19 protein-coding genes are annotated in these 25346 nt (G+C 60.8%); 3 read left to right on the top strand and 16 right to left on the bottom strand.

The features are described from left to right. Positions 1–67: 67 nt before the first annotated feature. From ACK6BI_RS10040 to leuC, 12 genes are all read right to left on the bottom strand, one after another. Positions 68–736: an SPOR domain-containing protein gene (locus tag ACK6BI_RS10040; protein WP_409316957.1), complete on the bottom strand. Its 669-nt coding sequence runs from the start codon at positions 734–736 to the stop codon at positions 68–70. After that, complete coding sequence (folC, locus tag ACK6BI_RS10045) at positions 720–2027, bottom strand: bifunctional tetrahydrofolate synthase/dihydrofolate synthase (protein WP_409316958.1); 1308 nt, start codon at positions 2025–2027, stop codon at positions 720–722. The genes ACK6BI_RS10040 and folC overlap by 17 nt, the downstream gene beginning before the upstream one ends. After that, a complete protein-coding gene (accD, locus tag ACK6BI_RS10050) occupies positions 2024–2944 on the bottom strand; it encodes an acetyl-CoA carboxylase, carboxyltransferase subunit beta (RefSeq protein WP_260522925.1) in 921 nt (306 codons plus the stop codon). The genes folC and accD overlap by 4 nt, the downstream gene beginning before the upstream one ends. Before the next feature lie 192 nt (positions 2945–3136). After that, positions 3137–3751, bottom strand: a complete 615-nt coding sequence (locus tag ACK6BI_RS10055) for a phosphoribosylanthranilate isomerase (RefSeq protein ID WP_409316959.1) — start codon at positions 3749–3751, stop codon at positions 3137–3139. Positions 3752–3814: 63 nt separating this feature from the next. Then, positions 3815–4639 (bottom strand): tRNA pseudouridine(38-40) synthase TruA, encoded by an 825-nt coding sequence (gene truA, locus ACK6BI_RS10060; RefSeq protein ID WP_065261450.1) that lies wholly within the window; start codon positions 4637–4639, stop codon positions 3815–3817. Between the two features lie 150 nt (positions 4640–4789). Further along, positions 4790–7432, bottom strand: coding sequence for a FimV/HubP family polar landmark protein (locus ACK6BI_RS10065; protein WP_409316960.1), 2643 nt, complete (start codon positions 7430–7432; stop codon positions 4790–4792). A gap of 206 nt (positions 7433–7638) precedes the next feature. Beyond that, on the bottom strand, positions 7639–8649 hold the full coding sequence (locus ACK6BI_RS10070; protein WP_409316961.1) for an aspartate-semialdehyde dehydrogenase: 1011 nt from the start codon (positions 8647–8649) through the stop codon (positions 7639–7641). A gap of 112 nt (positions 8650–8761) precedes the next feature. Next, positions 8762–9874, bottom strand: coding sequence for an aspartate-semialdehyde dehydrogenase (asd, locus tag ACK6BI_RS10075; protein WP_011333354.1), 1113 nt, complete (start codon positions 9872–9874; stop codon positions 8762–8764). 66 nt (positions 9875–9940) lie between these two features. Continuing rightward, a complete protein-coding gene (gene leuB / locus ACK6BI_RS10080) occupies positions 9941–11023 on the bottom strand; it encodes a 3-isopropylmalate dehydrogenase (protein WP_065261395.1) in 1083 nt (360 codons plus the stop codon). Between the two features lie 69 nt (positions 11024–11092). Further along, on the bottom strand, positions 11093–11857 hold the full coding sequence (locus tag ACK6BI_RS10085; protein WP_007956447.1) for a class I SAM-dependent methyltransferase: 765 nt from the start codon (positions 11855–11857) through the stop codon (positions 11093–11095). A 128-nt stretch (positions 11858–11985) separates the two neighbouring features. After that, the gene (leuD, locus tag ACK6BI_RS10090) at positions 11986–12630 is read right to left on the bottom strand and encodes a 3-isopropylmalate dehydratase small subunit (protein ID WP_409316962.1); all 645 of its coding nucleotides are present in this window, start codon (positions 12628–12630) and stop codon (positions 11986–11988) included. A gap of 10 nt (positions 12631–12640) precedes the next feature. After that, complete coding sequence (gene leuC, locus ACK6BI_RS10095) at positions 12641–14059, bottom strand: 3-isopropylmalate dehydratase large subunit (RefSeq protein WP_409316963.1); 1419 nt, start codon at positions 14057–14059, stop codon at positions 12641–12643. Positions 14060–14199: 140 nt separating this feature from the next. On the opposite strand from leuC, the gene ACK6BI_RS10100 reads away from it, so the two are divergent. The 3 genes from ACK6BI_RS10100 (at position 14200) to ACK6BI_RS10110 (ending at position 20237) form a co-directional block, all read left to right on the top strand. Then, positions 14200–15090 (top strand): LysR family transcriptional regulator, encoded by an 891-nt coding sequence (locus ACK6BI_RS10100; protein ID WP_065261391.1) that lies wholly within the window; start codon positions 14200–14202, stop codon positions 15088–15090. Between the two features lie 68 nt (positions 15091–15158). Continuing rightward, on the top strand, positions 15159–18437 hold the full coding sequence (locus ACK6BI_RS10105; RefSeq protein WP_409316964.1) for a PAS domain S-box protein: 3279 nt from the start codon (positions 15159–15161) through the stop codon (positions 18435–18437). A gap of 108 nt (positions 18438–18545) precedes the next feature. Continuing rightward, on the top strand, positions 18546–20237 hold the full coding sequence (locus ACK6BI_RS10110; RefSeq protein ID WP_409316965.1) for an Hsp70 family protein: 1692 nt from the start codon (positions 18546–18548) through the stop codon (positions 20235–20237). On the opposite strand, the gene ACK6BI_RS10115 is transcribed toward ACK6BI_RS10110, so the two are convergent. From ACK6BI_RS10115 to ACK6BI_RS10130, 4 genes are all read right to left on the bottom strand, one after another. Next, entirely contained in the window at positions 20234–22930 is a 2697-nt protein-coding gene (locus tag ACK6BI_RS10115) for a DUF805 domain-containing protein (RefSeq protein WP_409316966.1), read from the bottom strand. The two genes, ACK6BI_RS10110 and ACK6BI_RS10115, sit on opposite strands and share 4 nt — an antisense overlap. Then, positions 22927–23622 (bottom strand): DUF1266 domain-containing protein, encoded by a 696-nt coding sequence (locus ACK6BI_RS10120; RefSeq protein WP_409316967.1) that lies wholly within the window; start codon positions 23620–23622, stop codon positions 22927–22929. The genes ACK6BI_RS10115 and ACK6BI_RS10120 overlap by 4 nt, the downstream gene beginning before the upstream one ends. Before the next feature lie 186 nt (positions 23623–23808). Continuing rightward, positions 23809–24255: an Hsp20 family protein gene (locus tag ACK6BI_RS10125; RefSeq protein ID WP_409316968.1), complete on the bottom strand. Its 447-nt coding sequence runs from the start codon at positions 24253–24255 to the stop codon at positions 23809–23811. A 121-nt stretch (positions 24256–24376) separates the two neighbouring features. After that, a complete protein-coding gene (locus ACK6BI_RS10130) occupies positions 24377–25336 on the bottom strand; it encodes a tRNA dihydrouridine synthase (RefSeq protein WP_409316969.1) in 960 nt (319 codons plus the stop codon). Between the last annotated feature and the right edge of the window lie 10 nt (positions 25337–25346).

The following is a 25346-nucleotide window of genomic DNA, read 5'->3' on the forward strand; positions in this document are numbered from 1 at the left end:
TTTTAGCAGAGCGCATGGCTGTCGGTAAGCTGCGATTGTCAGTGCATTTCAATCGAGGTGATAGATTTCAGCCACGCTCGGGCTGAAAGCGCACCACAAACCCCTTGAGATTCTGCTGGCGGCTCAACAGATCACGCAGACGGTCGGCTTCGGCACGCTCGATCAGCGGACCGACGAACACCCGATTCTTGCCGTCGGCGGAGCGGATATAAGCGTTGTAGCCCTGACTGCGCAGGGTTTTCTGCAGGCTTTCGGCACTGGCGCGGCTCGACAGACTGGCCAGTTGCACCGACCAGCTCACCGACAGGCCATTGGCATCGACGCGGCTCTGGGTGGTATCCGGCTTGGCAGACAGCGCGGCGATCGGCTGGGCCGGAGCAACAGCTGGCTTGCTCACGGGCGCAGCCGCTGGCGCTGGAGCAACTGCAACCGGTTTGGCTACGGGTGCCGAGGCCGGAGCCGCAGGCACAACCGGTGCGACCGGCGCGGTCTGTTCGGCGACCTCATCATCACTCGGCACCGGCTCTTGCGGCAGGACTTGCGGCTCAGGCACCGCCACGGTTTCCATCTGGATCTGCGCCACGGCAGGCGCCTTCGGCGCAGCGGGCGCCTCTACGGTTACCTGACGCTGCTCGTCCTGACGGGAAAACAGCATGGGCAGGAAAATCACCGCCAGCGCCACCAGCACCAGGGCACCGACCATGCGCTGCTTGTACGCTTTATCCAGCAAAGCCATTTGCCGCTTCCTCCGTGGAGCGCCGGGCCAGCCACTCAAGGGCCTCGGCGACACAATAAAATGATCCGAACAACAAGATCTCGTCGTCACTGGTGGCCGCTGCACATTGCCCCTCCAGAGCAGCCGCCACGCTGTCATAAGACGCGACCGACGCGCCAAGGTTCTGCAATGCCGCATTCAACTCAGCGACAGGGCGCGCTCGCGGCGAATCCAGCGGCGCCACCGCCCAATGCTGGACACTGGCATTCAACTCACCGACCACGCCATCCAGATCCTTGTCCGCCAGCAGGCCGAACACGGCCAGACGCTTGCCGACCGGTGGACGGGCAGCCAGACGCCGGGCCAGATACTCCGCCGCGTGCGGGTTATGACCCACGTCCAGCAGCAGGTTCAGGCGCTTGCCGTTCCATTCGAACGAGCGACGATCAAGGCGACCGACCACGCGAGTGGCCTGCAAAGCCGCAACAATCTGTCGAGCATCCCAAGGCAAGCCCAGCAGCAGATAAGCCTGCAATGCCAGTGCAGCGTTTTCCATCGGCAAGTCGAGCAGCGGCAAATCGCGCAATTCAACGGCCTGGCCGTCTGCGTCGGTACCGCGCCACTGCCAGAATTGGTCAGTGATGCCGAGATCGAAATCGCGCCCGCGCAGAAAAAACGGGCAAGCAAGCTCACGCGCCTTGTCCAGCAGGGGTTGTGGGGGATTCAGATCGCCGCACAGCGCGGGTTTGCCCTGACGGAAAATACCGGCCTTCTCGAAAGCCACGGACTCGCGAGTATTGCCCAGGTAATCCGCATGATCGACACCAATGCTGGTGACCAGCGCAATATCCGCGTCGACCACGTTGACTGTGTCCAGACGCCCGCCCAGGCCGACTTCAAGTACCACCGCGTCAAGCCCGGCCTGTTGAAACAGCCAGAACGCCGCGAGGGTGCCCATTTCGAAGTAAGTCAGGGAAGTCTCGCCACGCCCGGCCTCGACCGCCGCGAAGGCTTCGCACAGCTGTGCATCAGAGGCTTCGATGCCATTGAGCTGCACCCGCTCGTTGTAACGCAGCAGGTGCGGGGAATTGTACACACCGACGCTCAGGCCCTGCGCCCGCAACAATGAAGCCACGAAAGCGCAGGTCGAACCCTTGCCGTTGGTGCCAGTGACCGTAATCACCCGAGGCGCCGGCTGGCCCAGCCCCATGCGGGACGCTACCTGCTGCGAACGCTCCAGCCCCATGTCGATGGCGGAAGGATGCAGCTGTTCAAGGTAGGCGAGCCACTCGCCGAGGGTGCGCTCGGTCATACGTTGGCAGGCACCGGTGGAACGACGATCGGTTCGACAGGCGCAGCAACGTAGGTCGGCGTCGGCTTGCCGGTCAGTTGTGCCAGCAGATTGCCCAGGCGCGGACGCAGTTCACGACGATCAATGATCAGGTCGATTGCACCGTGCTCCAGCAGGAACTCGCTGCGCTGGAAGCCTTCCGGCAGTTTTTCACGCACGGTCTGCTCGATCACGCGCGGGCCGGCGAAGCCGATCAGAGCTTTCGGTTCGCCGACGATCACGTCGCCCAGCATCGCCAGACTGGCGGAAACGCCGCCGTAAACCGGATCGGTCAGCACGGAGATGAACGGAATGCCTTCTTCACGCAGACGCGCCAGCACCGCCGAGGTCTTGGCCATCTGCATCAGAGAGATCAGAGCTTCCTGCATCCGTGCGCCACCGGAGGCGGAGAAGCAGACCATCGGGCAACGGTTTTCCAGAGCGTAGTTGGCAGCGCGCACGAAGCGCTCACCGACGATGGCGCCCATGGAGCCGCCCATGAAGCTGAATTCAAACGCCGAAACCACGACAGGCATGCCCAGCAGGGTGCCGCTCATGGAAACCAGCGCGTCTTTCTCGCCGGTCTGCTTCTGGGCAGCGGTCAGGCGATCCTTGTACTTCTTGCCGTCACGGAATTTCAGACGGTCAACCGGCTCCAGGTCGGCACCCAGCTCAACACGACCTTCTGCATCCAGGAAGATGTCGATGCGCGCACGTGCTCCGATGCGCATGTGGTGGTTGCATTTAGGGCAAACGTCCAGGGTCTTTTCCAGCTCCGGACGATACAGCACGGCCTCGCAGGACGGGCATTTGTGCCACAGACCTTCAGGCACCGAGCTCTTCTTGACCTCCGAACGCATGATCGAAGGGATCAGCTTGTCTACCAACCAGTTGCTCATGCTTTCTTTCTCCAGTACCGGCGGCCCGAACGCTCTGGTTCGCGGCCCCGTGTATGCCCTTCAGCTAAATTCATGTGTGGCGATGATCGATGGAGTTGCCGGATCAGCGGAACTGACCTGCGTACAACCCGAAAAGACCCTCAGCCTCTTTTCTACAGAGCTGTGGACGGCGGCAGTCTGCCAGCCGTCACATCAACCTATGGCCTTGATGAACGCCCGAATCCTTGCGTGATCCTTGATACCCTTGCTCGCCTCTACCCCACCGCTGACGTCAACCGCATAGGGCCGTACCCGGGCGATCGCTTCGGCGACGTTCTCGGGTGTCAACCCGCCGGCAAGAATCAACGGCTTGCTCAAACCTTGCGGAATCAATGACCAGTCGAACGCCTCGCCGGTTCCACCGGGTACGCCTTCAACGTAGGTATCGAGCAGCACGCCACTGGCGCTCGGATAGGCATCGCAGGCAGCGGCGATGTCATCGCCGGCCTTGACCCGCAGGGCCTTGATATAAGGCCGGTGCCAGCCTTCGCACTCGGCAGCGGTCTCGTCGCCGTGAAATTGCAGCAGATCCAGCGGCACCGCATCGAGGATTTCCCCGAGCTCGCAGCGACTGGCGTTGACAAAAAGCCCCACCGTGGTCACGAACGGCGGCAACGCGGCGATGATCGCCCGCGCCTGCTGCACGGTCACCGCCCGAGGGCTTTTGGCGTAGAAGACGAACCCGATGGCATCGGCCCCGGCCTCGACGGCTGCCAACGCATCCTCTATGCGGGTAATCCCGCAAATCTTGCTGCGAACGGCCGACATGTCGATAAAACCTCAAGGCAAATCCGGGAAAGTCCCGGATGGTAACAAATGCATTCGAGGGCGTCAGCCGTCAAGTTCCGAGAAACCGGTAAGGAAATGTGGCCCGATGAAACGCTCGGGCAACGGGAATTCGTCGTGGTACTCGACCTGCACCAGATACAGCCCGAACGGATGAGCCGTGACTCCGCCGGAACGCCGTTCACGGCTCTCGAGCACTTCTTTCATCCATTCCACCGGTCGTTCACCGGCACCGATCGTCATCAGCACTCCGGCGATGTTGCGCACCATGTGATGCAGAAACGCGTTGGCGCGGATGTCCAGCACGATCATTTTGCCGTGACGGGTCACGCGCAAGTGATGCATCTGCTTGATCGGCGACTTGGCCTGACACTGGCCGGCACGGAAGGCACTGAAGTCATGGGTACCGATCAGGTACTGCGCGGCCTCGGCCATGCGCTCCACATCCAGAGGGCGGTGATTCCAGGTGATTTCTTCATTGAGATGGGCCGGCCGGATCTGATCGTTGTAGATCACGTAACGATAGCGCCGGGCAATGGCCTTGAATCGCGCATGAAAGTGCGCAGGCATGACCTTCGCCCAACTGACACTGATGTCGTGGGGCAAGTTGATGTTGGCACCCATGACCCAGGCTTTCAGTGAGCGGTCGACCTGTGTATCGAAATGCACAACCTGCCCGCAGGCATGCACACCGGCATCGGTGCGCCCGGCGCATTGCAGCGAGATCGGCGAATTGGCGACCTTCGACAAGGCATTTTCCAGGGTTTCCTGCACCGTGAGCACACCGGTGGACTGGCGCTGCCAGCCGCTGTAGCGCGAGCCTTTGTATTCAACGCCCAGAGCGACGCGAAAAAAGCCTTCGGGAGCCATTTCGGCGGCCGGGTTATCTATGTTTGCCAAGTCGGGACAGCCTGCTGATCTACAAAGGCGGGCATTATAAGGCGGCGGGACGGGGAAACCAGACCCCAAAAAAAACGGCAGCCTCATGGGCTGCCGTTTTGTTTAGTGCTGAATACCGACTCAGGCCAGATGCGAGAGCATTTCGCTCGCTTCGCTCTTCTGCTTGTCGTTCCCCTCGCTGATGACTTCATTGAGGATATCCCGCGCACCGTCGTTGTCGCCCATGTCGATGTAGGCCTGAGCCAGATCGAGTTTGGTAGCGGCTTCGTCGGTGCCGGACAGGAAGTCGAAGTCATCCTCACCCAGATCATCGCCCAACGCGGCATCAGCTTCGGTGAAGCTTGGCTCGTTGATGCTGCTCGACAGGCGATCCAGCTCGGCATTCACGTCGTCCAGTTCGGCGGCGAATGCATCCGGTTCAGCCGGGGTCGCATCCATTTCGTCGGCCAGGGACAGATCGAAATCGGCTGGCAGTTCCAGATCGTCCAGAGGCGCTTCAGCGACCACCGGTGGCTCGACCGGCGGCAGATCCTTCACGCCCTCGTCCAGTTCCAGCGGAAAATCCTCGTCAGCCAGATCAACCGGCACCGGCGCAGGGTCGGCACCCAGGTCCAGGTCCAGATCGAAGTCGGACAGATCATCAAGGCTTTCCTTGATCTCTGTCTGCTGCAGCACAGACTCGAAGCTCAGGTCATCATCGGCCGGGAATTCGTCCAGCTCCACCGGTGCCTCAGGCTCGACAGCCGCCACCGGAGCAACCGGATCCAGCGGCTTGATGTTGTCGAGATCATCCAGACTCAGGTCGAAAGCGCTGTCCAGATCGTCTTCGGCCTTGGCGACAGGCGCTTCTGGCTCATCAAGCAGCAGTTCCTTGACGTAATCCTCGTCCAGCTCGGCCGCAATGGCCGCTGCCGCCAGACCGGCAGCCGCAACGACCGCCATGGCCGGGAAGCGTTTTTTCAGCTCTTCGACCTTGGCGAAGTTGTCGCCATTGGCAACCAGTTGGCGTTCCTGACCGACGAAAGCATCACGATCACCCTGGCGACCGTAGACTTCCATCAGCTTCAGGCGCAAGTCGCTACGCTGCGGCTCCAGGCTGACGCCCTCCTCCAGCAACGCTGCCGCCTGATTCAAGCGACCGTTATCGATATGCGACTGCGCCTTGTCCAGCACGTCGTCGGAGCGCTCGGCAGCCGGGGCGACCAGTGGCGCGGCGATCGGCTCGGCCATCACTACCGGAGCCACCACAGGAGCTGGAGCTGGAGCCGGCGCTGGCGTGAGCTTGACGCTTGCCGCCGGCACTTCCAGGCCTTCGAAGCTGTCTTCCGGCAGATCGAGCTCAGGCGAGAACGACTGCTCTTCCAGAGCGCGAGCCATGCGCAGATGCTTCTCGGCCTCCTGTTGCGCCTTGCGGCGACGGGCCAGCAGCAACAGCAGAAGCAGGAACACCACCGCACCACCACCGACCAGCCCCAGCAGGATCGGGTTGGTCAGCAGTTCGTTGAAGGTTTTGTCTTCGTCGGCGACAGGCTTCGGCTCGACCACCGGCTCAACCGGGGTCGGCGCAGCGGCTTCAGGCGCAGGCGCGGCAGGTGCGGCCTCGGCCGGCGTTGCTGGCGGGGTGGCCGCCAGCTCCGCAGTAATGGCCGGAACCGGCGGCACTGCCGGAGCAGCCGCATCAGCCGCAGGTGCCTGGGTCGCGCCCGCGCCTTCAGCCTGCATTTTCGCCAGTTGGTTATTCTTCAGTTCGATCAGGCGTTGCAGCTTGTCCAGCTGACTTTGCAGATCGGCCATGCGGCTTTTCAGTTCCGCATTGTCACGACGGGTCGTGTCGAGACTTTCCTGGGTCACGGCCAGTTTGTTACTCAGAGCCTTGGCATCACCGGCCGGGCCCTTTCCACGAGCCTTGCCGCTTTCGGCGGAAACGAGGCTCAGGTTGTCCTTGGCATTCTGCGCAGCGCCGGCATTGGCGCGACCACGCTTGGTGGCATCGAGCTGTTGCTGACCGGCACCCGGCTTGGCCACATAACGACGACCCTGACGCCAGGCCTCGTTCTGTGCAGCCACTTCGGCAATCGCTTTCGACTGCGGCAACGCGGTACTTTGCACCTGATCCGGCAGACGCAGCACCTGACCGGTTTTCAGGCGGTTGATGTTGCCGTCGATGAATGCGTCAGGGTTCAGCGCCTGAATCGCCAGCATGGTCTGCTGGATCGATCCGCCAGTGCGCGCCTTCGCCGCGATTTCCCACAGGGTGTCGCGTGGCGTGGTGGTATGCGTCGAATGCGTTGCACCCGTGGTCGGCGCGGTGATGGTCTGTGCCGGCGCAGCTTGAGCGGCGGCATCAGCGGTCTGAGGCGAAAACTTAGACGGGTCCAGCAAAACGCTGTAATCGCGCAACAGTCGGCCGTTCGGCCACATCACCTGCACGAGAAATTTCACCATCGGTTCCGACAGCGGCTTGCTCGACGTTACGCGCAGCACACTCTTGCCGCTGGCGTTGAGCACCGGGGTGAAGGTCAGATCATTGAGGAAAGCCTGGCGATCGACGCCGGCCTTGGCGAAATCTTCCGGCGAGGCCAGGCTCGGCACCACTTCGGCAGCGGTGAGATCCTTGACATCGAGCAGTTCGATTTCCGCGACCAGCGGCTGGTTCAGGGTCGACTTCAGGGTCAGCTCCCCGAGCCCGAGGGCATGCGCCATACCGGAGGACAGCGCCGAGGCGGCCGCTATTGCTAACACCAGTTTGCGAACTTGAACCATAGCCTCTTCCTTTGTTTGAACGTTCCTCGGCCAGCGAGAAAATATCGATTGTCGCTGCCGTAAGGCATTGCGCGCGACGACAGCATGCCGCGCGCGATCATTTCTTTGATGCCCCGGAAAGTCCCGGAGGGTATTACGTCATCAAGCCGTCTGGCCAAGCATAGCGCCCGGCTAGAATCAGTCGACAAATTGTTGCCAAGTATCTTTTACAGCAGGTCTTTTATCAACAACTCGGCCACTTGCACCGCGTTGAGCGCCGCGCCTTTGCGTACGTTATCTGACGTCAGCCACAAATTAAGTTCCGACGGCTCGTCGACACCGGCACGCACCCGCCCGACATAGACCACATCCTGCCCCACCGCGTCACCGACGGCAGTCGGATAGTCGCCGGCCTCGACCAGTTCGATGCCCTCTGCCTCTTCAAGGGCGGCATTGACCTTTTCCAGATCGACCGCGCTCGCTGACTGCAAGGTCACGCTAAAGCTATCGCCAAAAAACACCGGGGCTTGAACGCAAGTTGCGGAAATCTTTAATGAAGGTTTGGCCAGCACCTGACGCAGCTCGCGCACCAGGCGTTTTTCCAGCAGCGTGTGGCCGTGGACATCCGGCGTGCCGACCTGAGCCAGCAGATTGAACGCCATCTGCCGATCGAAGAAGGTCAGTTCCAGCGGACGCATGTTCAGCAGTTCCGTCGTCTGCCGCGCCAGCTCGGAAACCGCTTCACGGCCCTGAGCGGAAACCGCCAGATTGGCGGTGACATGCACATATTGCAGATCGACCAGATCAAGCAACGGCGCCAGCACCACCGCCAGTGTGGTGGCCGACGGGCTCGGGCTGCTGACCTGGAACGGCATTTTCATACCCGCGAGTACAGTGGCATTGGCTTCCGGCACCACTTGCGGCGCCTGATCCGCCGGCAAGGCTCCGGACAGGTCCACCAACGAACAACCTGTCGCATGGGCGCGGGCGGCGTAACTCAGGGTGATGGCCGGGCCGGCGGCAAAGAACGCCAGTCTGACCTTGCTGAAATCGAACGCGTCGACTTCGCGCACACGCACGTTCTTGTTGCGAAACAGCACCGAGCTGCCGGCGGATTCGCTGCTGGCCAGCAGGTGCAGGTTGCCGACCGGGAAGTCGCGCTCTTCGAGAATCTGCACAAGGGTTTCGCCGACAATACCGGTGGCGCCGATCACGGCAATATCAATGGGCTGGCTCATGGTGCGACCTCTGGTGGAACGGGGGGAGCGGCACTTTACCGGGTGGCTGCCAGACAGGCAAAAAAAACCCGCGCCTCTTGCAAGGTACGGGTTCTTTCATTGCTTCAAGCGATCAACGCTCCAGCAGGATCCGCAACATGCGGCGCAGCGGCTCGGCCGCGCCCCACAGCAGCTGGTCGCCGACGGTGAACGCGCCAACGAACTGCGACCCCATGTTCAGCTTGCGCAGACGACCGACCGGTACGTTCAGGGTGCCGGTGACTTTCGTCGGGCTCAGCTCCTGCATGCTGATTTCACGGTTGTTCGGCACCAGCTTGACCCAAGGGTTGTGCTGGCTGATCAACCCTTCGATGTCGGCGATCGGCACGTCCTTGTTCAGCTTGATGGTCAGCGCCTGGCTGTGGCAGCGCATGGCGCCGATGCGCACGCAGATGCCGTCGACCGGGATCGGGCTCTTGAAGCGGCCGAGGATCTTGTTGGTCTCGGCCTGGGCCTTCCACTCTTCGCGGCTCTGGCCGTTCGGCAGTTCCTTGTCGATCCACGGGATCAGGCTGCCGGCCAGCGGTACGCCGAAGTTTTCGGTCGGGTACGCGTCGCTGCGCATGGCTTCGGCCACACGACGGTCGATGTCGAGGATCGCGCTGGCCGGATCGGCCAGTTGATCGGCGACAGCCGCGTGGGTCGCGCCCATCTGCTTGATCAGTTCACGCATGTTCTGCGCGCCGGCACCGGAGGCCGCCTGATAGGTCATGGCGCTCATCCACTCGACCAGACCGGCCTCGAACAGACCGCCCAGGCCCATCAGCATCAGGCTGACGGTGCAGTTGCCGCCGATGTAGTTCTTGGTGCCCGCATCGAGCTGCTGGTCGATGACCTTGCGGTTGACCGGGTCGAGAATGATGACGGCGTCGTCGTTCATCCGCAGGCTCGAGGCCGCGTCGATCCAGTAACCCTGCCAGCCGGCTTCGCGCAGCTTGGGGAATACTTCGCTGGTGTAGTCGCCGCCCTGGCAGGTCAGGATCACGTCGAGGGTCTTCAGCTCTTCAATGCTGTAAGCGTCCTTGAGCGGAGCAATGTCCTTGCCCACGGACGGGCCTTGGCCACCGACATTGGAAGTGGTGAAAAACACCGGCTCGATAAGATCGAAGTCCTGCTCTTCCAGCATCCGCTGCATGAGCACGGAACCGACCATGCCGCGCCAACCGATCAGACCTACACGTTTCATCGCAACTACACCTTCTTGAAAAGTGGGCCGCTGCTTTGTATTGAATTTCGCAGCGGGCCCGAGAGATTACAGATTCCGCAGCGCGGCGACTACTGCGTCACCCATTTCCTGCGTACCGACTTTAGTGCAACCGGTCGAAAAGATGTCGCCGGTGCGCAGGCCTTGATCCAGCACCACGCTGACCGCTTTCTCGATGGCATCCGCCGCCTCGTGCAGATTGAAGCTGTAACGCAGCATCATCGACACCGACAGAATGGTCGCCAGCGGGTTGGCGATGCCTTTGCCGGCGATGTCCGGTGCCGAACCGTGGCAAGGCTCGTACATGCCCTTGTTGTTGGCATCCAGCGAAGCCGACGGCAGCATGCCGATGGAACCGGTGAGCATCGACGCTTCGTCGGACAGGATGTCGCCGAACATGTTGTCGGTGACGATCACGTCGAACTGCTTCGGTGCGCGCACCAGTTGCATCGCAGCGTTGTCGACGTACATGTGGCTGAGCTCGACTTCAGGGTAATCCTTGGCCACCTGCTCGACCACTTCACGCCACAACTGACTGGACGCCAGCACGTTGGCCTTGTCCACCGAGCACAGCTTCTTGCCACGAACCATGGCCATGTCGAAACCGACACGGGCGATGCGGCGGATTTCGCTCTCGCTGTACGGCAGCGTGTCGTAGGACTGACGCTCGCCGTTTTCCAGGGTGCGGGTGCCGCGCGGCGTGCCGAAATAGATACCGCCGGTCAGCTCGCGGACGATCAGGATGTCCAGCCCGGAAACGATTTCCGGCTTCAGGCTCGAAGCATCGGCTAGTTGCGGATACAGGATCGCCGGACGCAGGTTGCCGAACAGCCCCAGTTGCGCACGGATTTTCAGCAGACCGCGCTCAGGGCGAATGTCACGCTCGATGGTGTCCCATTTCGGACCGCCCACGGCACCCAGCAGCACAGCGTCGGCGGCACGGGCACGGTCCAGGGTTTCGTCGGCCAGCGGCACGCCGTGCTTGTCGATGGCGGCGCCACCAATCACGTCATGGCTCAGCTCGAAGCCCAGGCTGTACTTGTCGTTGGCCAGCTCCAGCACCTTGACCGCTTCGGCCATGATTTCCGGACCAATACCGTCGCCTGGGAGAATCAGAATCTGCTTGCTCATGCTTTCCTCGTGTCTTCAGTCGGTGCGCCATCGACTGGCGCGCCCGGAAAAATACTTAACGTTCCAAGATTACTTTTCAGCCCAGAGCACCAGTACATCTGTACTGAACGAACCATCGGCCTCAATCTCAAAATATTCACGCACTTCGTTGCCCATCGATTGCTGCAACTGGCGGATCGCGGCGCGCATCACCTCGGGCGTGCGCATGCGCTCGACCCAGCTGTTGTACTCCAGACGCAGGCGCTGACGTGTGGTGCTGCGGGTGTGCAGACCGGCCTCGCTGACTTGGCGCAGCCACTCACCGGCAGAATAATCGCGTACATGGCTGGTGTCGCGCAGCACTTCGACACTCTGCAGATAGGTATCGAACAACGGACTGCCAGGCGACAGCACATCGATGAACGCCGCCACGCCACCCGGCTTCAGCACCCGGCGCACTTCGCGCAGGGCCACGCCAAGATCGCTCCAGTGGTGCGCCGAGTAACGGCTGAACACGAAGTCGAACTCGCCATCGGCAAACGGCAGACGCTCGGCGGCGCCGTTGACCGTGGAAACGTTGCTCAACCCGCGATCAACGGCAGCAGCGGCCACCACGTCGAGCATCTGCTGCGACAGGTCGTAAGCCACCACTTCCTTCACCAACGGGGCGACGTGAAAACTCACGTGTCCGGCGCCGCAACCCAGGTCCAGCACCCGTGCCTCGCCCTGCCCCGCCAGTTCAGCCTGCAGCAGCGCAAATTCAGTGCCTTGAGCGTGAACGGCGCTGCTCAGGTAGGCGGCGGCCTGTTCACCGAATTGCTTTTGTACAACCTGACTGTGGGCGGTGCTGGTCATGGTCACATCCTGATTTCTATGTTGTTTGAACTGCCCTTTTCGCGAGCAAGCTCGCTCCCACAGGGGAATGCACTTCAAATGTGGGAGCGGGCTTGCCCGCGAAGGGTCCAGCCCTGACTACATCAATCTCACGCGTCGCGGAACAACCACGGCTGGCTCGCACGATGCCTGGCTTCGAACGCCGCAATCGCATCGTCGTCCTGCAGGGTCAGGCCGATGTCGTCCAGGCCATTGAGCAGGCAGTGCTTGCGGAATGCGTCGATCTCGAAACGGTAAGTCTTTCCGCTCGGGCTGGTCACGGTCTGCTCGTGCAGGTCGATCTGCAGCTGATAACCCGGCTCGGCTTCCACCTCTTTGAACAGTTCGTCGACTTCTGCGTCGCTCAAGATGATCGGCAGCAGGCCGTTCTTGAAGCTGTTGTTGAAGAAGATGTCGGCATAGCTCGGCGCGATGATGCTGCGGAAACCGTACTCTTCCAGCGCCCACGGCGCGTGTTCACGGCTGGAGCCGCAGCCGAAGTTCTCGCGGGCCAGCAATACACTGGCGCCTTGATAACGCTCGGCGTTGAGCACGAACTCCTTGTTCAGCGGGCGCTTGGAGTTGTCCTGGTACGGCTGCCCCACATCGAGGTAACGCCACTCGTCGAACAGGTTCGGCCCGAAACCGGTGCGCTTGATCGATTTCAAGAACTGCTTCGGGATGATCTGGTCAGTGTCGACGTTGGCACGATCCAAAGGTGCGACAAGGCCGGTGTGCTGGGTAAAAGCTTTCATGCTGCGCTCCTCAGATCAATTCACGAACGTCGATGAAACGACCGTTCACCGCCGCCGCAGCGGCCATGGCCGGGCTGACGAGGTGGGTACGGCCACCGGCGCCCTGACGGCCTTCGAAGTTACGGTTGGACGTCGAAGCGCAATGCTCGCCGGACTCCAGGCGATCCGGGTTCATCGCCAGACACATCGAACAGCCCGGTTCACGCCATTCGAAACCGGCTTCGAGGAAGATCTTGTCCAGACCTTCGGCCTCGGCCTGCGCCTTCACCAGCCCCGAACCCGGTACCACAATGGCCTGCTTGATGGTCGACGCGACCTTGCGGCCTTTGGCGATCGCAGCCGCAGCACGCAAGTCTTCGATCCGCGAATTGGTGCAGGAACCGATGAACACGCGGTCGAGCTGAATGTCGGTGATCGCCTGATTGGCGGTCAGACCCATGTATTTCAAGGCACGGACGATGGAGTCGCGTTTGACCGGGTCCGTTTCCCTTGCCGGGTCCGGCACGTTCTGATCAACGGCCAGGACCATTTCCGGCGAGGTGCCCCAGCTGACTTGCGGTTTGATCTGTGCGGCGTCGAGTTCGACCACGGTGTCGAAATGCGCGTCGGCGTCGGACACCAGGTCTTTCCAGGATTCGACGGCCTGCTCCCACTGGGCGCCCTTCGGTGCGAACGGACGTCCCTTGACATAATCCACAGTCTTCTGGTCTGCCGCCACCAGGCCCACGCGGGCGCCGGCTTCAATGGACATGTTGCAGATGGTCATGCGGCCTTCGATCGACAGGTCGCGAATCGCGCTGCCGGCGAACTCGATGGCATGACCGTTGCCGCCGGCGGTGCCGATCTTGCCGATCACGGCAAGAACGATGTCCTTGGCGGTCACGCCGAACGGCAACCGGCCTTCGACACGCACCAGCATGTTCTTCATTTTCTTGGCGACCAGGCACTGGGTAGCGAGCACGTGCTCGACTTCGGAGGTGCCGATACCGTGAGCCAGGGCACCGAACGCGCCGTGGGTCGAGGTGTGGGAGTCGCCGCAGACCACGGTCATGCCCGGCAAGGTCGCGCCCTGCTCCGGGCTGATCACATGGACGATGCCCTGGCGCACGTCGTTCATCTTGAACTCGACGATGCCGTATTCATCGCAGTTGTCGTCGAGGGTCTGAACCTGCAAACGCGAGACCTGGTCGGCAATGGCGCTGATGCCGCCCTTGCGCTCCGGCGTGGTCGGTACGTTATGGTCCGGGGTCGCGATGTTGGCATCGATGCGCCATGGCTTGCGCCCGGCCAGACGCAGGCCTTCGAAGGCTTGCGGCGAGGTCACTTCGTGGATGATGTGACGATCAATATAGATCAGCGCCGAGCCATCGTCGCGCTGCTTGACCAAATGCGAATCCCAGAGCTTGTCGTAGAGCGTTTTGCCGGCCATCAGACGTTTCCTCATCAGCTTGTTTCTATGCCCTGGGCTTATCAATAACCCTTTGGCTTGTGAGGCCGATCCTATGGGGTTAGATTGAATAACTCAAATTCATATTTTTTATGCTTTGGATAACCAACTGGAATACAGAAATGGATCTGGCCAACCTCAATGCCTTTATCGCGATTGCCGAGTCCGGAAGCTTCTCCGGCGCTGGCGAACGCCTGCACCTGACACAACCGGCGATCAGTAAACGCATCGCCGGGCTGGAGCAGCAATTGAATGTGCGTCTGTTCGACCGTCTGGGCCGTGAAGTGGGTCTGACCGAGGCCGGCCGGGCCCTGCTGCCGCGGGCCTATCAGATTCTCAACGTACTGGACGACACCCGCCGCGCGCTGACCAACCTCACCGGCGAAGTCAGCGGTCGCCTGACGCTGGCCACCAGTCACCATATAGGTCTGCACCGTCTGCCACCCCTGTTGCGCGAATACACCCGCCGCTACCCACAGGTTGCGCTGGATATTCAGTTCCTCGATTCGGAAGTGGCCTACGAGGAAATTCTCCATGGCCGAGCGGAACTGGCGGTCATAACCCTGGCACCGGAGCCGCACACACTGGTCAAGGCCATGCCGGTCTGGGATGACCCACTGGATTTCGTAGTCGCCCCGGAACACTCGCTGATCAGCAACGGCGCCGTCACATTGGCAGACATTGCCGGTCATCCGGCGGTTTTTCCCGGCGGAAACACCTTTACTCACCATATTGTCCAACGCTTGTTCGAGGCACAGGGGCTGACACCGAACATCGCCATGAGCACCAACTACCTGGAAACCATCAAGATGATGGTGTCGATCGGCCTGGCCTGGAGCGTTTTGCCACGCACCATGCTCGATGAACAGGTGGCGCGCATACCTTTGCCGGGCATACAGCTCAGTCGCCAGCTAGGCTATATCCTGCACACCGAACGGACACTGTCGAATGCTGCACGGGCGTTTATGGCCCTGCTGGACGCGCAAATCGATCTGCCAGGGACTCTCGGCTGACTTGTGCTACTCCTATAGAGCTGCCGTCCCTGTGCCTAACGCCCAAATCAGCTCAAGGCCCGTTAACAATGCCGAAATCTGTTGACCGTATTCCGCCGATGCCGCGTATTCAGGCCATTGACCCACGGCGTTCCGAACAGAGCTGGGAGAGCGCGCCACAATTGCTCGCGGCGCTCAACGGTGCCCGTCTCGGTGCCTGGTATTGGGACATCGAACGCGGGCAGATCAGTTGGTCGCGGGGCACCCAGGCCCTGTTCGGCTTCGATCCACGGCAGCCATTGCCCGAAGATCTGGAATACCTCGACCTGCTGCCGCCGGAAGACCGGGCCAAGACCATTCGCGCCTTTCATGCGGTCATTGCCGGCGCGCCGCTGGAACAAGCGATGCACCATCGCATCCGCTGGCCCGACGGCAGCCTGCACTGGTTGGAAATCAATGGCAGTCTGCTGCCGGACAAGCATGGCCGCCCCCGAATGATCGGGGTGATTCGTGAAATCACCCACCAGCGGCAACGGGAACAGGCCCTCAGCAGCTCGGAGAAACGTTTCGCCACACTGTTTCACCTGTGTCCGAACATGGTGCTGCTGACCCGCCAGGAAGACGGCCTCATCAGCGAGGCCAACCAGTATTTCGAGAGCCTGTTCGGCTGGCCGGTGCAGAGCGCCATTGGTCGAACCACTCTGGAACTCGGCTTGTGGGTGCATCCCGAACAACGAGCGGAACTGGTCAGGAAGACCAAGGCCAAGGGCGAGTTGATCAGCATGGAGGTGCAGTTCCGCGCCAGCAACGGCCAGGTTCACGACGGCATTCTCAGCGCTCAAAAGGTTGAACTCGAAGGCCAGCCGTACCTGCTCAGCACCTTTCTCGACACCACCGAACGCAAGGCGGCCGAACACGCACTCAAGGACAGTCAGGAACGCCTCGATCTGGCCCTGGACTCGGCACAGCTCGGCACCTGGGACTGGCACATTCCCAGCGGCATGCTTTACGGCTCGGCGCGAGCCGCGCAATTGCACGGACTTGAACCGATTCCGTTTCACGAATCGTTCGACGAGTTCTTCGAAGGCGTGCCCGGCGAAGAGCGCGACAGCATGCGCGACGCCTACCGCAGCCTGCGCGAAGGTCCGGCAGGCAACTATCAGTTGACGTATCGCGTGCAACTGCCGGACGGTCGATCCCGCTACCTGGAAAGCCGCGCCCGCCTTTATCGCGACGAGAACGGCGTACCACTGCGCATGGCGGGCACTTTGCTGGATATCACCGACCAGGTCGAACGCGAACAGCGCCTGATAGCCTCCGAAGAGAAATTCGCCACGCTGTTCCAGGTCAGTCCCGACCCGATCTGCGTGACACGTCAGGAAACCGGGGAATTCATCGAGATCAATTCAAGCTTTACCCAGACCTTTGGCTGGAGCGCCGCCGATGTCATCGGCCATACCGCCGAGGAAATCGGCCTGTGGGATGCTTCCGCCAAGAGCCTGCAACGTATCGAACGGGTGATCCGCGAACAGGGCCTGAGCAACGTCGCGATCATCGTCCAGCACAAGGACGGCCAATCGCTGACCTGCGTGATTTCCAGCCGCCAGATCAGCGTCGGCAACCAGCCGTGCATCGTCACCACGCTGCGCGACATCACTCAGCAACAGCGCTCGGAAGCGGCACTCAAGGCCAGCGAAGAGAAATTTGCCAAAGCGTTTCACTCCAGCCCCGACGCCATCACCATTACCGAGCGCGATACAGGGCGCTACCTGGAGGTCAACGACGGCTTCTGTCGCCTGACCGGTTATCGTGCCGACGAAGTGGTGGGCAAGACCGTGTATCAGGTCGGCATCTGGGCCGAGGAAAAACAACGCTCGGCACTGCTCGCCGAGTTGCAGATCAAGGGCCGCGTGCATCATCAGGAAATGCTCGGGCGCAACAAACGCGGGGAATTGTTGACCGTGGAAGTCTCCGTAGAGCCGATCACCCTCAACGAAACCGCCTGCCTGTTGTTGACCGCCCGGGACGTCAGCCTGCTGAAAAATGCCGAGGCACAGATCCGTCATCTGGCCTATCACGACCCGCTGACCAACCTGCCCAACCGCGCACTGCTGATGGATCGCCTGAGCCAGCAGATCGCCTTGCTCAAACGCCACAATTTGCGCGGCGCGCTGCTGTTTCTCGATCTCGATCACTTCAAGCACATCAACGACTCGCTCGGCCATCCGGTCGGCGACACGGTGCTGAAGATCATCACCGCGCGCCTCGAGGCCAGTGTGCGCATGGAAGACACCGTCGCCCGGCTCGGTGGCGATGAATTCGTGGTGCTGCTCAGTGGCCTGGAAGGCACGCGCAACGAGGTCAGCGTGCAGGTGCGTGAACTGGCCGACACCATTCGCGAACTGCTGTCGGAGCCAATGTTCCTCGACGGTCAGCGCCTGCAAGTGACGCCGAGCATCGGCGTGGCGCTGATTCCCGACCACGGCTCGACCCCGACCGACCTGCTCAAACGCGCGGATATCGCGCTGTACCGGGCCAAGGATTCAGGCCGCAACACCACACAGATGTATCACAACACCATGCAGAAAGCGGCCAGCGAACGGCTGCGCATGGAGACCGACTTGCGCCTGGCATTGTCCCGAGGCGAATTCAACGTGCATTTCCAGCCGCAAGTGGACGCCCGGGACAACCGCATCATCGGCGCCGAGGCGCTGGTACGCTGGAACCACCCGGAACTCGGCGCGCAATCGCCTGCCGAGTTCATCAAGGTACTGGAAGACAGCGGGCTGATCCTCGAAGTCGGCACCTGGATTCTCGACGAGGCCTGTGATGCTTTCAAACAACTGATTGCCGACGGCTTGATCGATCCGCTGGCGTTCAGCCTGTGCGTGAACATCAGCCCCCGGCAGTTCCGCCAGAACGACTTCGTCGAACGTATCGAACACAGCATGACCAGCCATGGCCTGCCCTGCTCGCTGCTGAAACTGGAAATCACCGAAGGCATCGTGATCCAGAACCTGGAAGACACCATCAGCAAGATGCGCCGCCTGAAAAAGCTCGGCGTGAGTTTTGCCATGGACGATTTCGGCACCGGCTATTCATCGCTGACCTACCTCAAGCGCCTGCCGGTGGACACCCTGAAAATCGATCAGTCCTTCATCCGCGACGCTACCAGCGACCCCAACGACGCCGAGATCATCCGCGCCATCGTCGCCATGGCCCGCAGCCTGGAACTGGAAGTGATCGCCGAAGGCGTGGAATCCCCGGAGCAGCTTGAATTCCTGCAAGGACTCGGCTGCCACTTGTATCAGGGGTATCTGCACAGCCGGCCGGTGGCGCTGGAGGGATTGAAAGGGTTGCTGGAGTGACCGGTAACCTGCAGTCGCTTGCCACTGGTATTGATGCAAGACCGGTAATTGCCAGGGTTGGCGGCAACCTGTAGGGTCGCGTTTTTTCGCGCCGTTTCGAGATCAATCATGCAGGATGCAACCCTCTCCCGCCCGGCCCTGCTGGGCATAGACCTTGGTACTACCAACAGTTTGATCGCCGTCTGGCAGGACGGGCAGGCCCGATTGATCCCGAATGCCCTCGGCGAGGTATTGACCCCTTCAGTGGTCAGCCTTGATGAAGACGACACCATTCTGGTCGGCAAGGCCGCCCGCGCCCGGTTGACCACCCACCCGGAGCGCACGGCAGCGGCATTCAAACGATTCATGGGCAGTGAAAAAAGTCTGGAATTGGGCGAGCGTTCATTCAGCCCGGAAGAGCTCTCGGCACTGGTGATCGGTTCGCTCAAACAGGATGCCGAGGCCTTTCTGGGGCACCCGGTCCAGGCGGCGGTGATTTCAGTGCCTGCCTATTTCAGTGACGAACAACGTAAACGCACACTTTTCGCCGCCGAACTGGCAGGCCTAAAAGTCTCACGACTGATCAACGAACCGACCGCCGCAGCCATGGCCTATGGGCTGCATGAGCAGAAATTCGAACGCACACTGATCTTCGATCTGGGCGGTGGGACTTTCGACGTCACAGTACTGGAATACGCGTTGCCGCTGATCGAGGTGCATGCGTCCACGGGTGACAACTTCCTGGGTGGCGAAGACTTTACCGCCGCACTGTTGAACGCCTGTCTGAAGAACTGGCAACTGACCCCGTCGACGATTGATCCGCAAGGCATGGCCAGCCTGAACGATGCGCTGGAACAGCTCAAATGCAAACTCGGCGAGGGCACTCAATCGCTAAGCTGGCGCCATGCCGACAAGCTGTACGAATGGTCGCTGGACGAAGCCGCTGCCGTGAAGATCTGGGAACCCTTGCTGGCAAAATTGCGTGCGCCGATCGAACAGGCCCTGCGCGATGCGCGCCTGAAGCCACGGGATCTCGATAGCCTGGTGCTGGTGGGTGGCGCGACGCGGATGCCCGCGGTACAACAGTTGGTCGCCACACTGTTCGGGCGCCTGCCTTACCGGCATCTTGATCCCGACACCCTCGTTGCACTGGGAGCGGCCACACAAGCCGCCTGCAAGGCGCGCGACGGTGCGATCGAAGAACTGATCCTCACCGACGTCTGCCCGTATACGCTGGGCATCGAGACAATGCGTGGCAAAGGCATCGAAGGGGCTTTTTCGCCGATCATCGAACGCAACACCATCATTCCAACGTCACGGGTCGAGCGTTACCACACAACCTATCCCCGACAGGAGTTGATCCGCATTGCCGTCTATCAGGGCGAGCGGCCGTGGGTACGTGACAACATCCTTATCGACGCTTTCGATGTCACCTTGACGCCCAGTGACAATATCCAGGAACTGGACGTGCGCTTCAGCTACGACATCAACGGCTTGCTCGAAGTCGACGTCACGCTGCTCGAGACCGGCGAACGCCATAGCCACAGCATCGACCGCAGCCCCACCGGACTGGATGAGCAAGCACGCAGAGACAGCCATGACCGACTGTCAACGCTGAAGGTCCATCCGCGTGACGCATTGCCCAACCGCACACTGCTGGCCCGCCTGGAGCGGGCATGGATGCAGAGTCTGGGCGCACAGCGCGAACACATTGCCGAGTGGCTGCACAACTTCACTACGGTGCTCACCGGTCAAAAACCTGTAGAGATCGCCAGCTACCGCTCAGAAATCAACAAGGCGCTGGACCAACTGCGCCTCTAGCCGTTGAGCCGCCGCAGCGCAGCCTGCAAGCCACCGGACAGCATTTCGTTACCACCGCTGTCCGGCGGCACACCATATCGGTTGGGTAGCCTGTCTCCGGGAAACCCGAACAGCAGTAGTGGCAGAAACGGCAAGATCGGTGACAGTGCCATGAATATCAGCAACGTCGGCAGGCCTCGCCCCATGTCATGCAAACGGCGCAGCGTGGCGCCGAATAACAGCAGAACACTGAGCAACAGAATCAGAATCCCAAAGAGCGTGGTACCACTGAGCAGACCTGCGACCGGCGCAATCACCACACACCCCAGGACCTGAGCGATAAATGCCTTGCGCCCCAACCGCGACCCCAGGCGCCAGATCGCACCCGCCGCTACCGGCTGAATATCACTTTTGGCCAGCATCAAACGCTCCGACCAGGACAGCAAGGCACACAGCGCCAGACGCAAACCGACACTGTTCTGGATGTCATCCTTGCCCTGCTGCAATTGGCGCAACACCCGGGTTTTCGGCACACCTGCAGCGCCATGGCGAACCATGCCCCTGAGCGCATCCAGCGCCTCGTATGCCAAGAGTTTGTCGACACCAAAATCCGTCAGCACCTTGCGCGGCGGCCACACCGGCTCGCCTTTGATCAAGGCGTCGCGAAAACCTTCGAACCAGTCGTCTTCGCAACTGACTGCCGCGATGGATTGCAGCAAGACGCGATGCTGCTCGGCGCTCAGACTCGGGTCGTGGTAGAGCACGCCCCAGAACATCAACAAGCCCAGCAGATCGTCGCCGCATGCAGCGCGGTCGCTTTCGATACAGGTGTAAAGCAGTGTGCTGGCAGGCAATCGGGCGCTGTCGAGGGCCTGCTGCACGCTGAACAATTGCTGCACCAACAAGCCGTGCACCGGATCATTGCCTTGCAGCCAGCCCAACAACCCGTCGCAATTGCCTTGCTCACGTTGCAAACGCCGCAACAGTGGCTGCAATCGACTCACAGGATGAGCCGGATTGAAAGGCAGACGCTCAAGGCACTGCGCATCGATCAGTTGCAGCCAGCGTTCCGGCTGATCCAGCAACGCCAGTAAAAACAAGGTCTGCGCGTGCCACTCCCAGGCAGCCTCACCCAGCCCGACCGGCGGTAACCCTGTCCCACGACGACTCAACTGAAGAATCAGATCGAGCTCGGACAAGTCGCAGTCGTCTCTGACGGCACCCAACCTGAACGCTTCGGCGATGCGCTCAAGGGCGGAGTCACTGTAGGGCCGCAGGCGGCGCAACCATTGACGGCAAACCTTGTGCAGTCCGCCTTTTGTCAGTTCCTGCGGCAACTGCTGTGGCCTTGAATCCGCTTCGCTGAAGGCGTTCATCGCTTGCGCAATCGGCGCATCGCTCAACCAGCGCAGGTGCTGCCCGGCCTGAACCTTGAACCCGCTCAACACCAGGCATTCGAGCGCATCGACCGGGAGCGGCTGGTCCAGAATCCGCTGCAGCAAGACCGCATCACCCCGATGCAGCGCCCACGCATGTCGGTACAGATGCAGCAGTCGGCTGTCGGTATTTTCACCCAGCAACTGCGCCAGTAAAGGGAGTTCATCGCCCGTCATGCGCCAGTCGACAAAACTCTGCGACAGGTTATCAAGCTTCAACCGACCGACACCCAACCAACGGTTCAGCGTCTCGGGGCGTTGTGAGGGACTGCCATACACCTGTGCATCATCCCCAAGATCCGCAGGCCAGCCAGAAAAGTCGCCCAGACAATCGAACGCCTGAATCAGCAGAGGCAGAAAAGTCGATTGCCGCTTGGCACACAACTCCAGAAGACGATTTTCGGCCATCGGATGGCGATGTTCATTCCACAACCGGATCCAGTACGGCAATGCCTTATCGTCATCCCCCAGCAGACTGCTCTGACAAGCCACCAGGTACAGCCAGTCCACATCATCGGGTGATTCAAGTTGCTGTTCGACGCAGCACTGCAAGAACGTCGGCGCCCCCATGCCCGCCTGCGTGAACTGAACCAGCAAACGCTTGATGAACGCAGCATCATCCGGCAAGGGCAGACAGGTGTGCTGGCTGGCGAAGTCGGCGAACTCATGGAGTGGACGCTGGGTGAAGATAAAGTCGAGGCTACGGGCGTACCAGAGTGATTCGATCTGTGCAGGCTCTGACCAGTTGCTCATCAGATCCGTATCAAACGGGTCAGGCGTTCCGATTCGCTGCAGAAAGGCTTCCACTCGATGAGCGTCGTTGAATTCCAGATCCAGCAACTGATGATCCCAGGCCATACGCTTGGCCAACAGATTCGCGCATCGGTAGGACAGCGGACCGGCGTCGGCCATCTGGTGGTAGAGCCTCCAACTGAGTTCATCGAGCTGCTCCAGCGACAGCTCGTCCAGCGCCCGGACAAATGCCAGCCACGCCTGGACATTGAACCGTCGTGCGGGATCATCAAGCAACTCGCAGAAATCCACGAACGCCTGCGGGATCTCGACGACCTCCTGCTCTGAGTCTTCAGCTTCTTCCTCGGGCGTTTCTTCCACGTCCTCACGCGCAAGACGCAAGGCGTTTTCATAGGCCATGCGCAGCGCCTGAAATCCTTCAGGATCGGTTTCCGGATGATGCGACGGCAGACGTGCGCGGTAGGCATCGCGAATCAGGGTTTCATCGGAGGTAGGTTCGATGCCCAGGCGAATCCAGCAACTCATGACCAGTCGAACTCCTTGAGCGATGCCGGACGGGGTAACGAATCGATCTCCATGTGCCAAGGCAAGTCAGCCAGAAAGTGCGGGATGTTCTGGGCGAGGCCACGGGTGATTCGCAGGTTATGAGCGCTGTCCCCTTGTCGTTCCAGCTCGCAAGCCAGTTCGTCGTCGCTTGTGTTCAGGCAACACCAAAACGTGCGGCCCACAACAAAGCCGTTGAAGTAGGACGTCCAGCTGTCGTAGTGAAATTGCGCCCTGACGGCCAAACGGCTGTGCAGCCAGTTGCTTTCGGACAGATCGATCCACTGATTACGTACAGCGCAACGCAAGAGGAAGCCCATCCGCCCATAGTCCCAGGACAAAATGCCTCCCGGACCGCAACTGCCAAAAGTTCGGCTCGCGAACTCGTGCAGTACACGCTCACGGGGACTCAGCTCTTCAAGCAAGGCCCGCCATTGACTTGGCAGGCAACGCTGCCATGCCAGATAGGCTCCCTTCAGGTGTTTGGCATGACCGTCGTCCGTCATCCATTGGAGCATGTCGAACAACTGGCGCCGGTCATCGATGCCCCAGCTGTCTTTCAGATCGATGTAATGGTCATCGCAGAATGCGGGGTCGTCGTACCCGGCACCGGTGTTGAGCGCGGCCATGGGCGCAGAGAGGGCGCACAGCCAGCGCTGTTGAATATCGTCCATGAAAAAGGGCTCCAGGCCGACCGGTAAGGATGGGGGTCGGCAAAACTTCGGCGGATTGTAGAGAAACCGCCGCTGGTGGCAAAGCCGAACTGGAGTTTTCTTGCACCCACAAAAAAGGCCCCGACGTATCGGGGCCTTCATTCATCGGCTCATCGCCCGTTCAGACGATGTGTTTCTGCAAGTGAATCAGTGTTGCAGAACCGGCTTCTCCGTCCCGTTGATCGGGATGCGCTTGGCCTTCGCCTCTTCCGGGATCACTCGCAGCAGGTCAATGCTCAACAGACCGTTACGCAGGTCGGCAGCCTTGATCTCGATGTGATCGGCCAGACGGAAGGACAGCTTGAATGCACGCTGGGCGATGCCCTGGTGCAGGAAAGTGACGCCTTCGTTCGCGTCACGCTTGCCGCCACTGATGGTCAACACGCCTTTCTCGACTTGCAGTTCCAGGTCTTCTTCCTGGAAACCGGCCGCCGCCACGACGATGCGGTATTGATCGTCACCGTGTTTTTCGACGTTGTAAGGCGGATAGCTGCTGCCTGGCTCGTTACGCAGGGCGGTTTCGAACAGGTCGTTGAAACGGTCGAAACCAACCGAGGAACGGAACAGTGGAGCGAGGGAAAATGCAGTACTCATGGTTCAAATCTCCTGAAAACAATCAGCAAGTTTTTTTGTCTCCGCGACCCGAATTCGGCATCGCGTAACCCTTAGATAGGGACCTGCATTTTGTTTTCAAGAGAAGATTTGAAGATTTTTTTCAGGCCGCTTCGGCGACCGGCAAGCCCAGCAAACGCGAGACCTGGTCCGGCTCGGTTTCGCGGCGAAGCACGGTAAACAGCTCGGTGGCTTCGGGGTAGTTGCGGGTCAGCATCGCCAGCCATTGCTTCAGGCGACCCGGCGATTGTCGTGCAGTCATCTGCGCTTTGGCTTGCAGCCAGAAGTCCTGGATCAGCGGCAGCAGCTCGGCCCAGGTCATCTCGACGACTTCCTCGCCGGCACGGGCGGCAGCGATCTGCCGGGCCAGATCCGGACGGGACACCAGGCCGCGACCGAGCATGATGTCTTCGACACCGCTGATTTCCCGACAGCGCCGCCAGTCTTCGACACTCCAGATGTCGCCATTGGCGAACACTGGAACTTTGACCACGTCCTGCACACGCGGAATCCACTCCCAGTGGGCCGGCGGCTTGTAGCCGTCCATCTTGGTCCGGGCATGAACCACGATATGCTCGGCGCCGCCCTCGGCCAGCGCCGTGGCGCAGACCAGCGAGCCGTCCGGGCTGTCGAAACCCAGGCGCATCTTGGCAGTGACGGGAATGTGCGCCGGCACTGCACGCCGCACGTGTTCGACGATCTGGTTGAGCAGTTCCGGCTCCTTGAGCAGAACGGCTCCGCCACGGGACTTGTTCACGGTTTTGGCCGGGCAACCGAAGTTCAGATCGATCACTTCCGAGCCCAGTTCACAGGCCAGTGCAGCGTTCTCCGCCAGGCATACGGGGTCGGAACCCAACAGTTGCACGCGCAGCGGCACACCAGCGGCGGTGCGGGCGCCATTGAGCAGTTCAGGGCCGAACTTGTGGAAATAGGCCGGGGTCAGCAACTGATCGTTGACGCGAATGAACTCGGTCACACACCAGTCAATACCGCCGACTCGGGTCAGGACATCGCGCAGGATGTCGTCGACCAACCCTTCCATCGGCGCCAGAGCAATTTGCATGGAAAACACA

Origin of the sequence: Pseudomonas sp. KCJK9016, from assembly GCF_046231795.1 — a bacterium.
GTDB classification, from domain to species: Bacteria; Pseudomonadota; Gammaproteobacteria; order Pseudomonadales; family Pseudomonadaceae; genus Aquipseudomonas; species Aquipseudomonas bananamidigenes.

What these genes read in the sequence shown, in the direction of transcription:
- ACK6BI_RS10120 (WP_409316967.1), bottom strand. Translation starts at nt 23,622, where the DNA reads ATGGACGATATTCAACAGCGCTGGCTGTGCGCCCTCTCTGCGCCCATG.
- ACK6BI_RS10070 (WP_409316961.1), bottom strand. Translation starts at nt 8,649, where the DNA reads ATGAGCCAGCCCATTGATATTGCCGTGATCGGCGCCACCGGTATTGTC.
- ACK6BI_RS10065 (WP_409316960.1), bottom strand. Translation starts at nt 7,432, where the DNA reads ATGGTTCAAGTTCGCAAACTGGTGTTAGCAATAGCGGCCGCCTCGGCG.
- ACK6BI_RS10130 (WP_409316969.1), bottom strand. Translation starts at nt 25,336, where the DNA reads ATGCAAATTGCTCTGGCGCCGATGGAAGGGTTGGTCGACGACATCCTG.
- ACK6BI_RS10110 (WP_409316965.1), top strand. Translation starts at nt 18,546, where the DNA reads ATGCAGGATGCAACCCTCTCCCGCCCGGCCCTGCTGGGCATAGACCTT.
- accD (WP_260522925.1), bottom strand. Translation starts at nt 2,944, where the DNA reads ATGAGCAACTGGTTGGTAGACAAGCTGATCCCTTCGATCATGCGTTCG.
- ACK6BI_RS10125 (WP_409316968.1), bottom strand. Translation starts at nt 24,255, where the DNA reads ATGAGTACTGCATTTTCCCTCGCTCCACTGTTCCGTTCCTCGGTTGGT.
- folC (WP_409316958.1), bottom strand. Translation starts at nt 2,027, where the DNA reads ATGACCGAGCGCACCCTCGGCGAGTGGCTCGCCTACCTTGAACAGCTG.
- ACK6BI_RS10055 (WP_409316959.1), bottom strand. Translation starts at nt 3,751, where the DNA reads ATGTCGGCCGTTCGCAGCAAGATTTGCGGGATTACCCGCATAGAGGAT.
- ACK6BI_RS10100 (WP_065261391.1), top strand. Translation starts at nt 14,200, where the DNA reads ATGGATCTGGCCAACCTCAATGCCTTTATCGCGATTGCCGAGTCCGGA.
- leuD (WP_409316962.1), bottom strand. Translation starts at nt 12,630, where the DNA reads ATGAAAGCTTTTACCCAGCACACCGGCCTTGTCGCACCTTTGGATCGT.
- leuB (WP_065261395.1), bottom strand. Translation starts at nt 11,023, where the DNA reads ATGAGCAAGCAGATTCTGATTCTCCCAGGCGACGGTATTGGTCCGGAA.
- asd (WP_011333354.1), bottom strand. Translation starts at nt 9,874, where the DNA reads ATGAAACGTGTAGGTCTGATCGGTTGGCGCGGCATGGTCGGTTCCGTG.
- ACK6BI_RS10115 (WP_409316966.1), bottom strand. Translation starts at nt 22,930, where the DNA reads ATGAGTTGCTGGATTCGCCTGGGCATCGAACCTACCTCCGATGAAACC.
- ACK6BI_RS10085 (WP_007956447.1), bottom strand. Translation starts at nt 11,857, where the DNA reads ATGACCAGCACCGCCCACAGTCAGGTTGTACAAAAGCAATTCGGTGAA.
- leuC (WP_409316963.1), bottom strand. Translation starts at nt 14,059, where the DNA reads ATGGCCGGCAAAACGCTCTACGACAAGCTCTGGGATTCGCATTTGGTC.
- ACK6BI_RS10040 (WP_409316957.1), bottom strand. Translation starts at nt 736, where the DNA reads ATGGCTTTGCTGGATAAAGCGTACAAGCAGCGCATGGTCGGTGCCCTG.
- truA (WP_065261450.1), bottom strand. Translation starts at nt 4,639, where the DNA reads ATGGCTCCCGAAGGCTTTTTTCGCGTCGCTCTGGGCGTTGAATACAAA.
- ACK6BI_RS10105 (WP_409316964.1), top strand. Translation starts at nt 15,159, where the DNA reads ATGCCGAAATCTGTTGACCGTATTCCGCCGATGCCGCGTATTCAGGCC.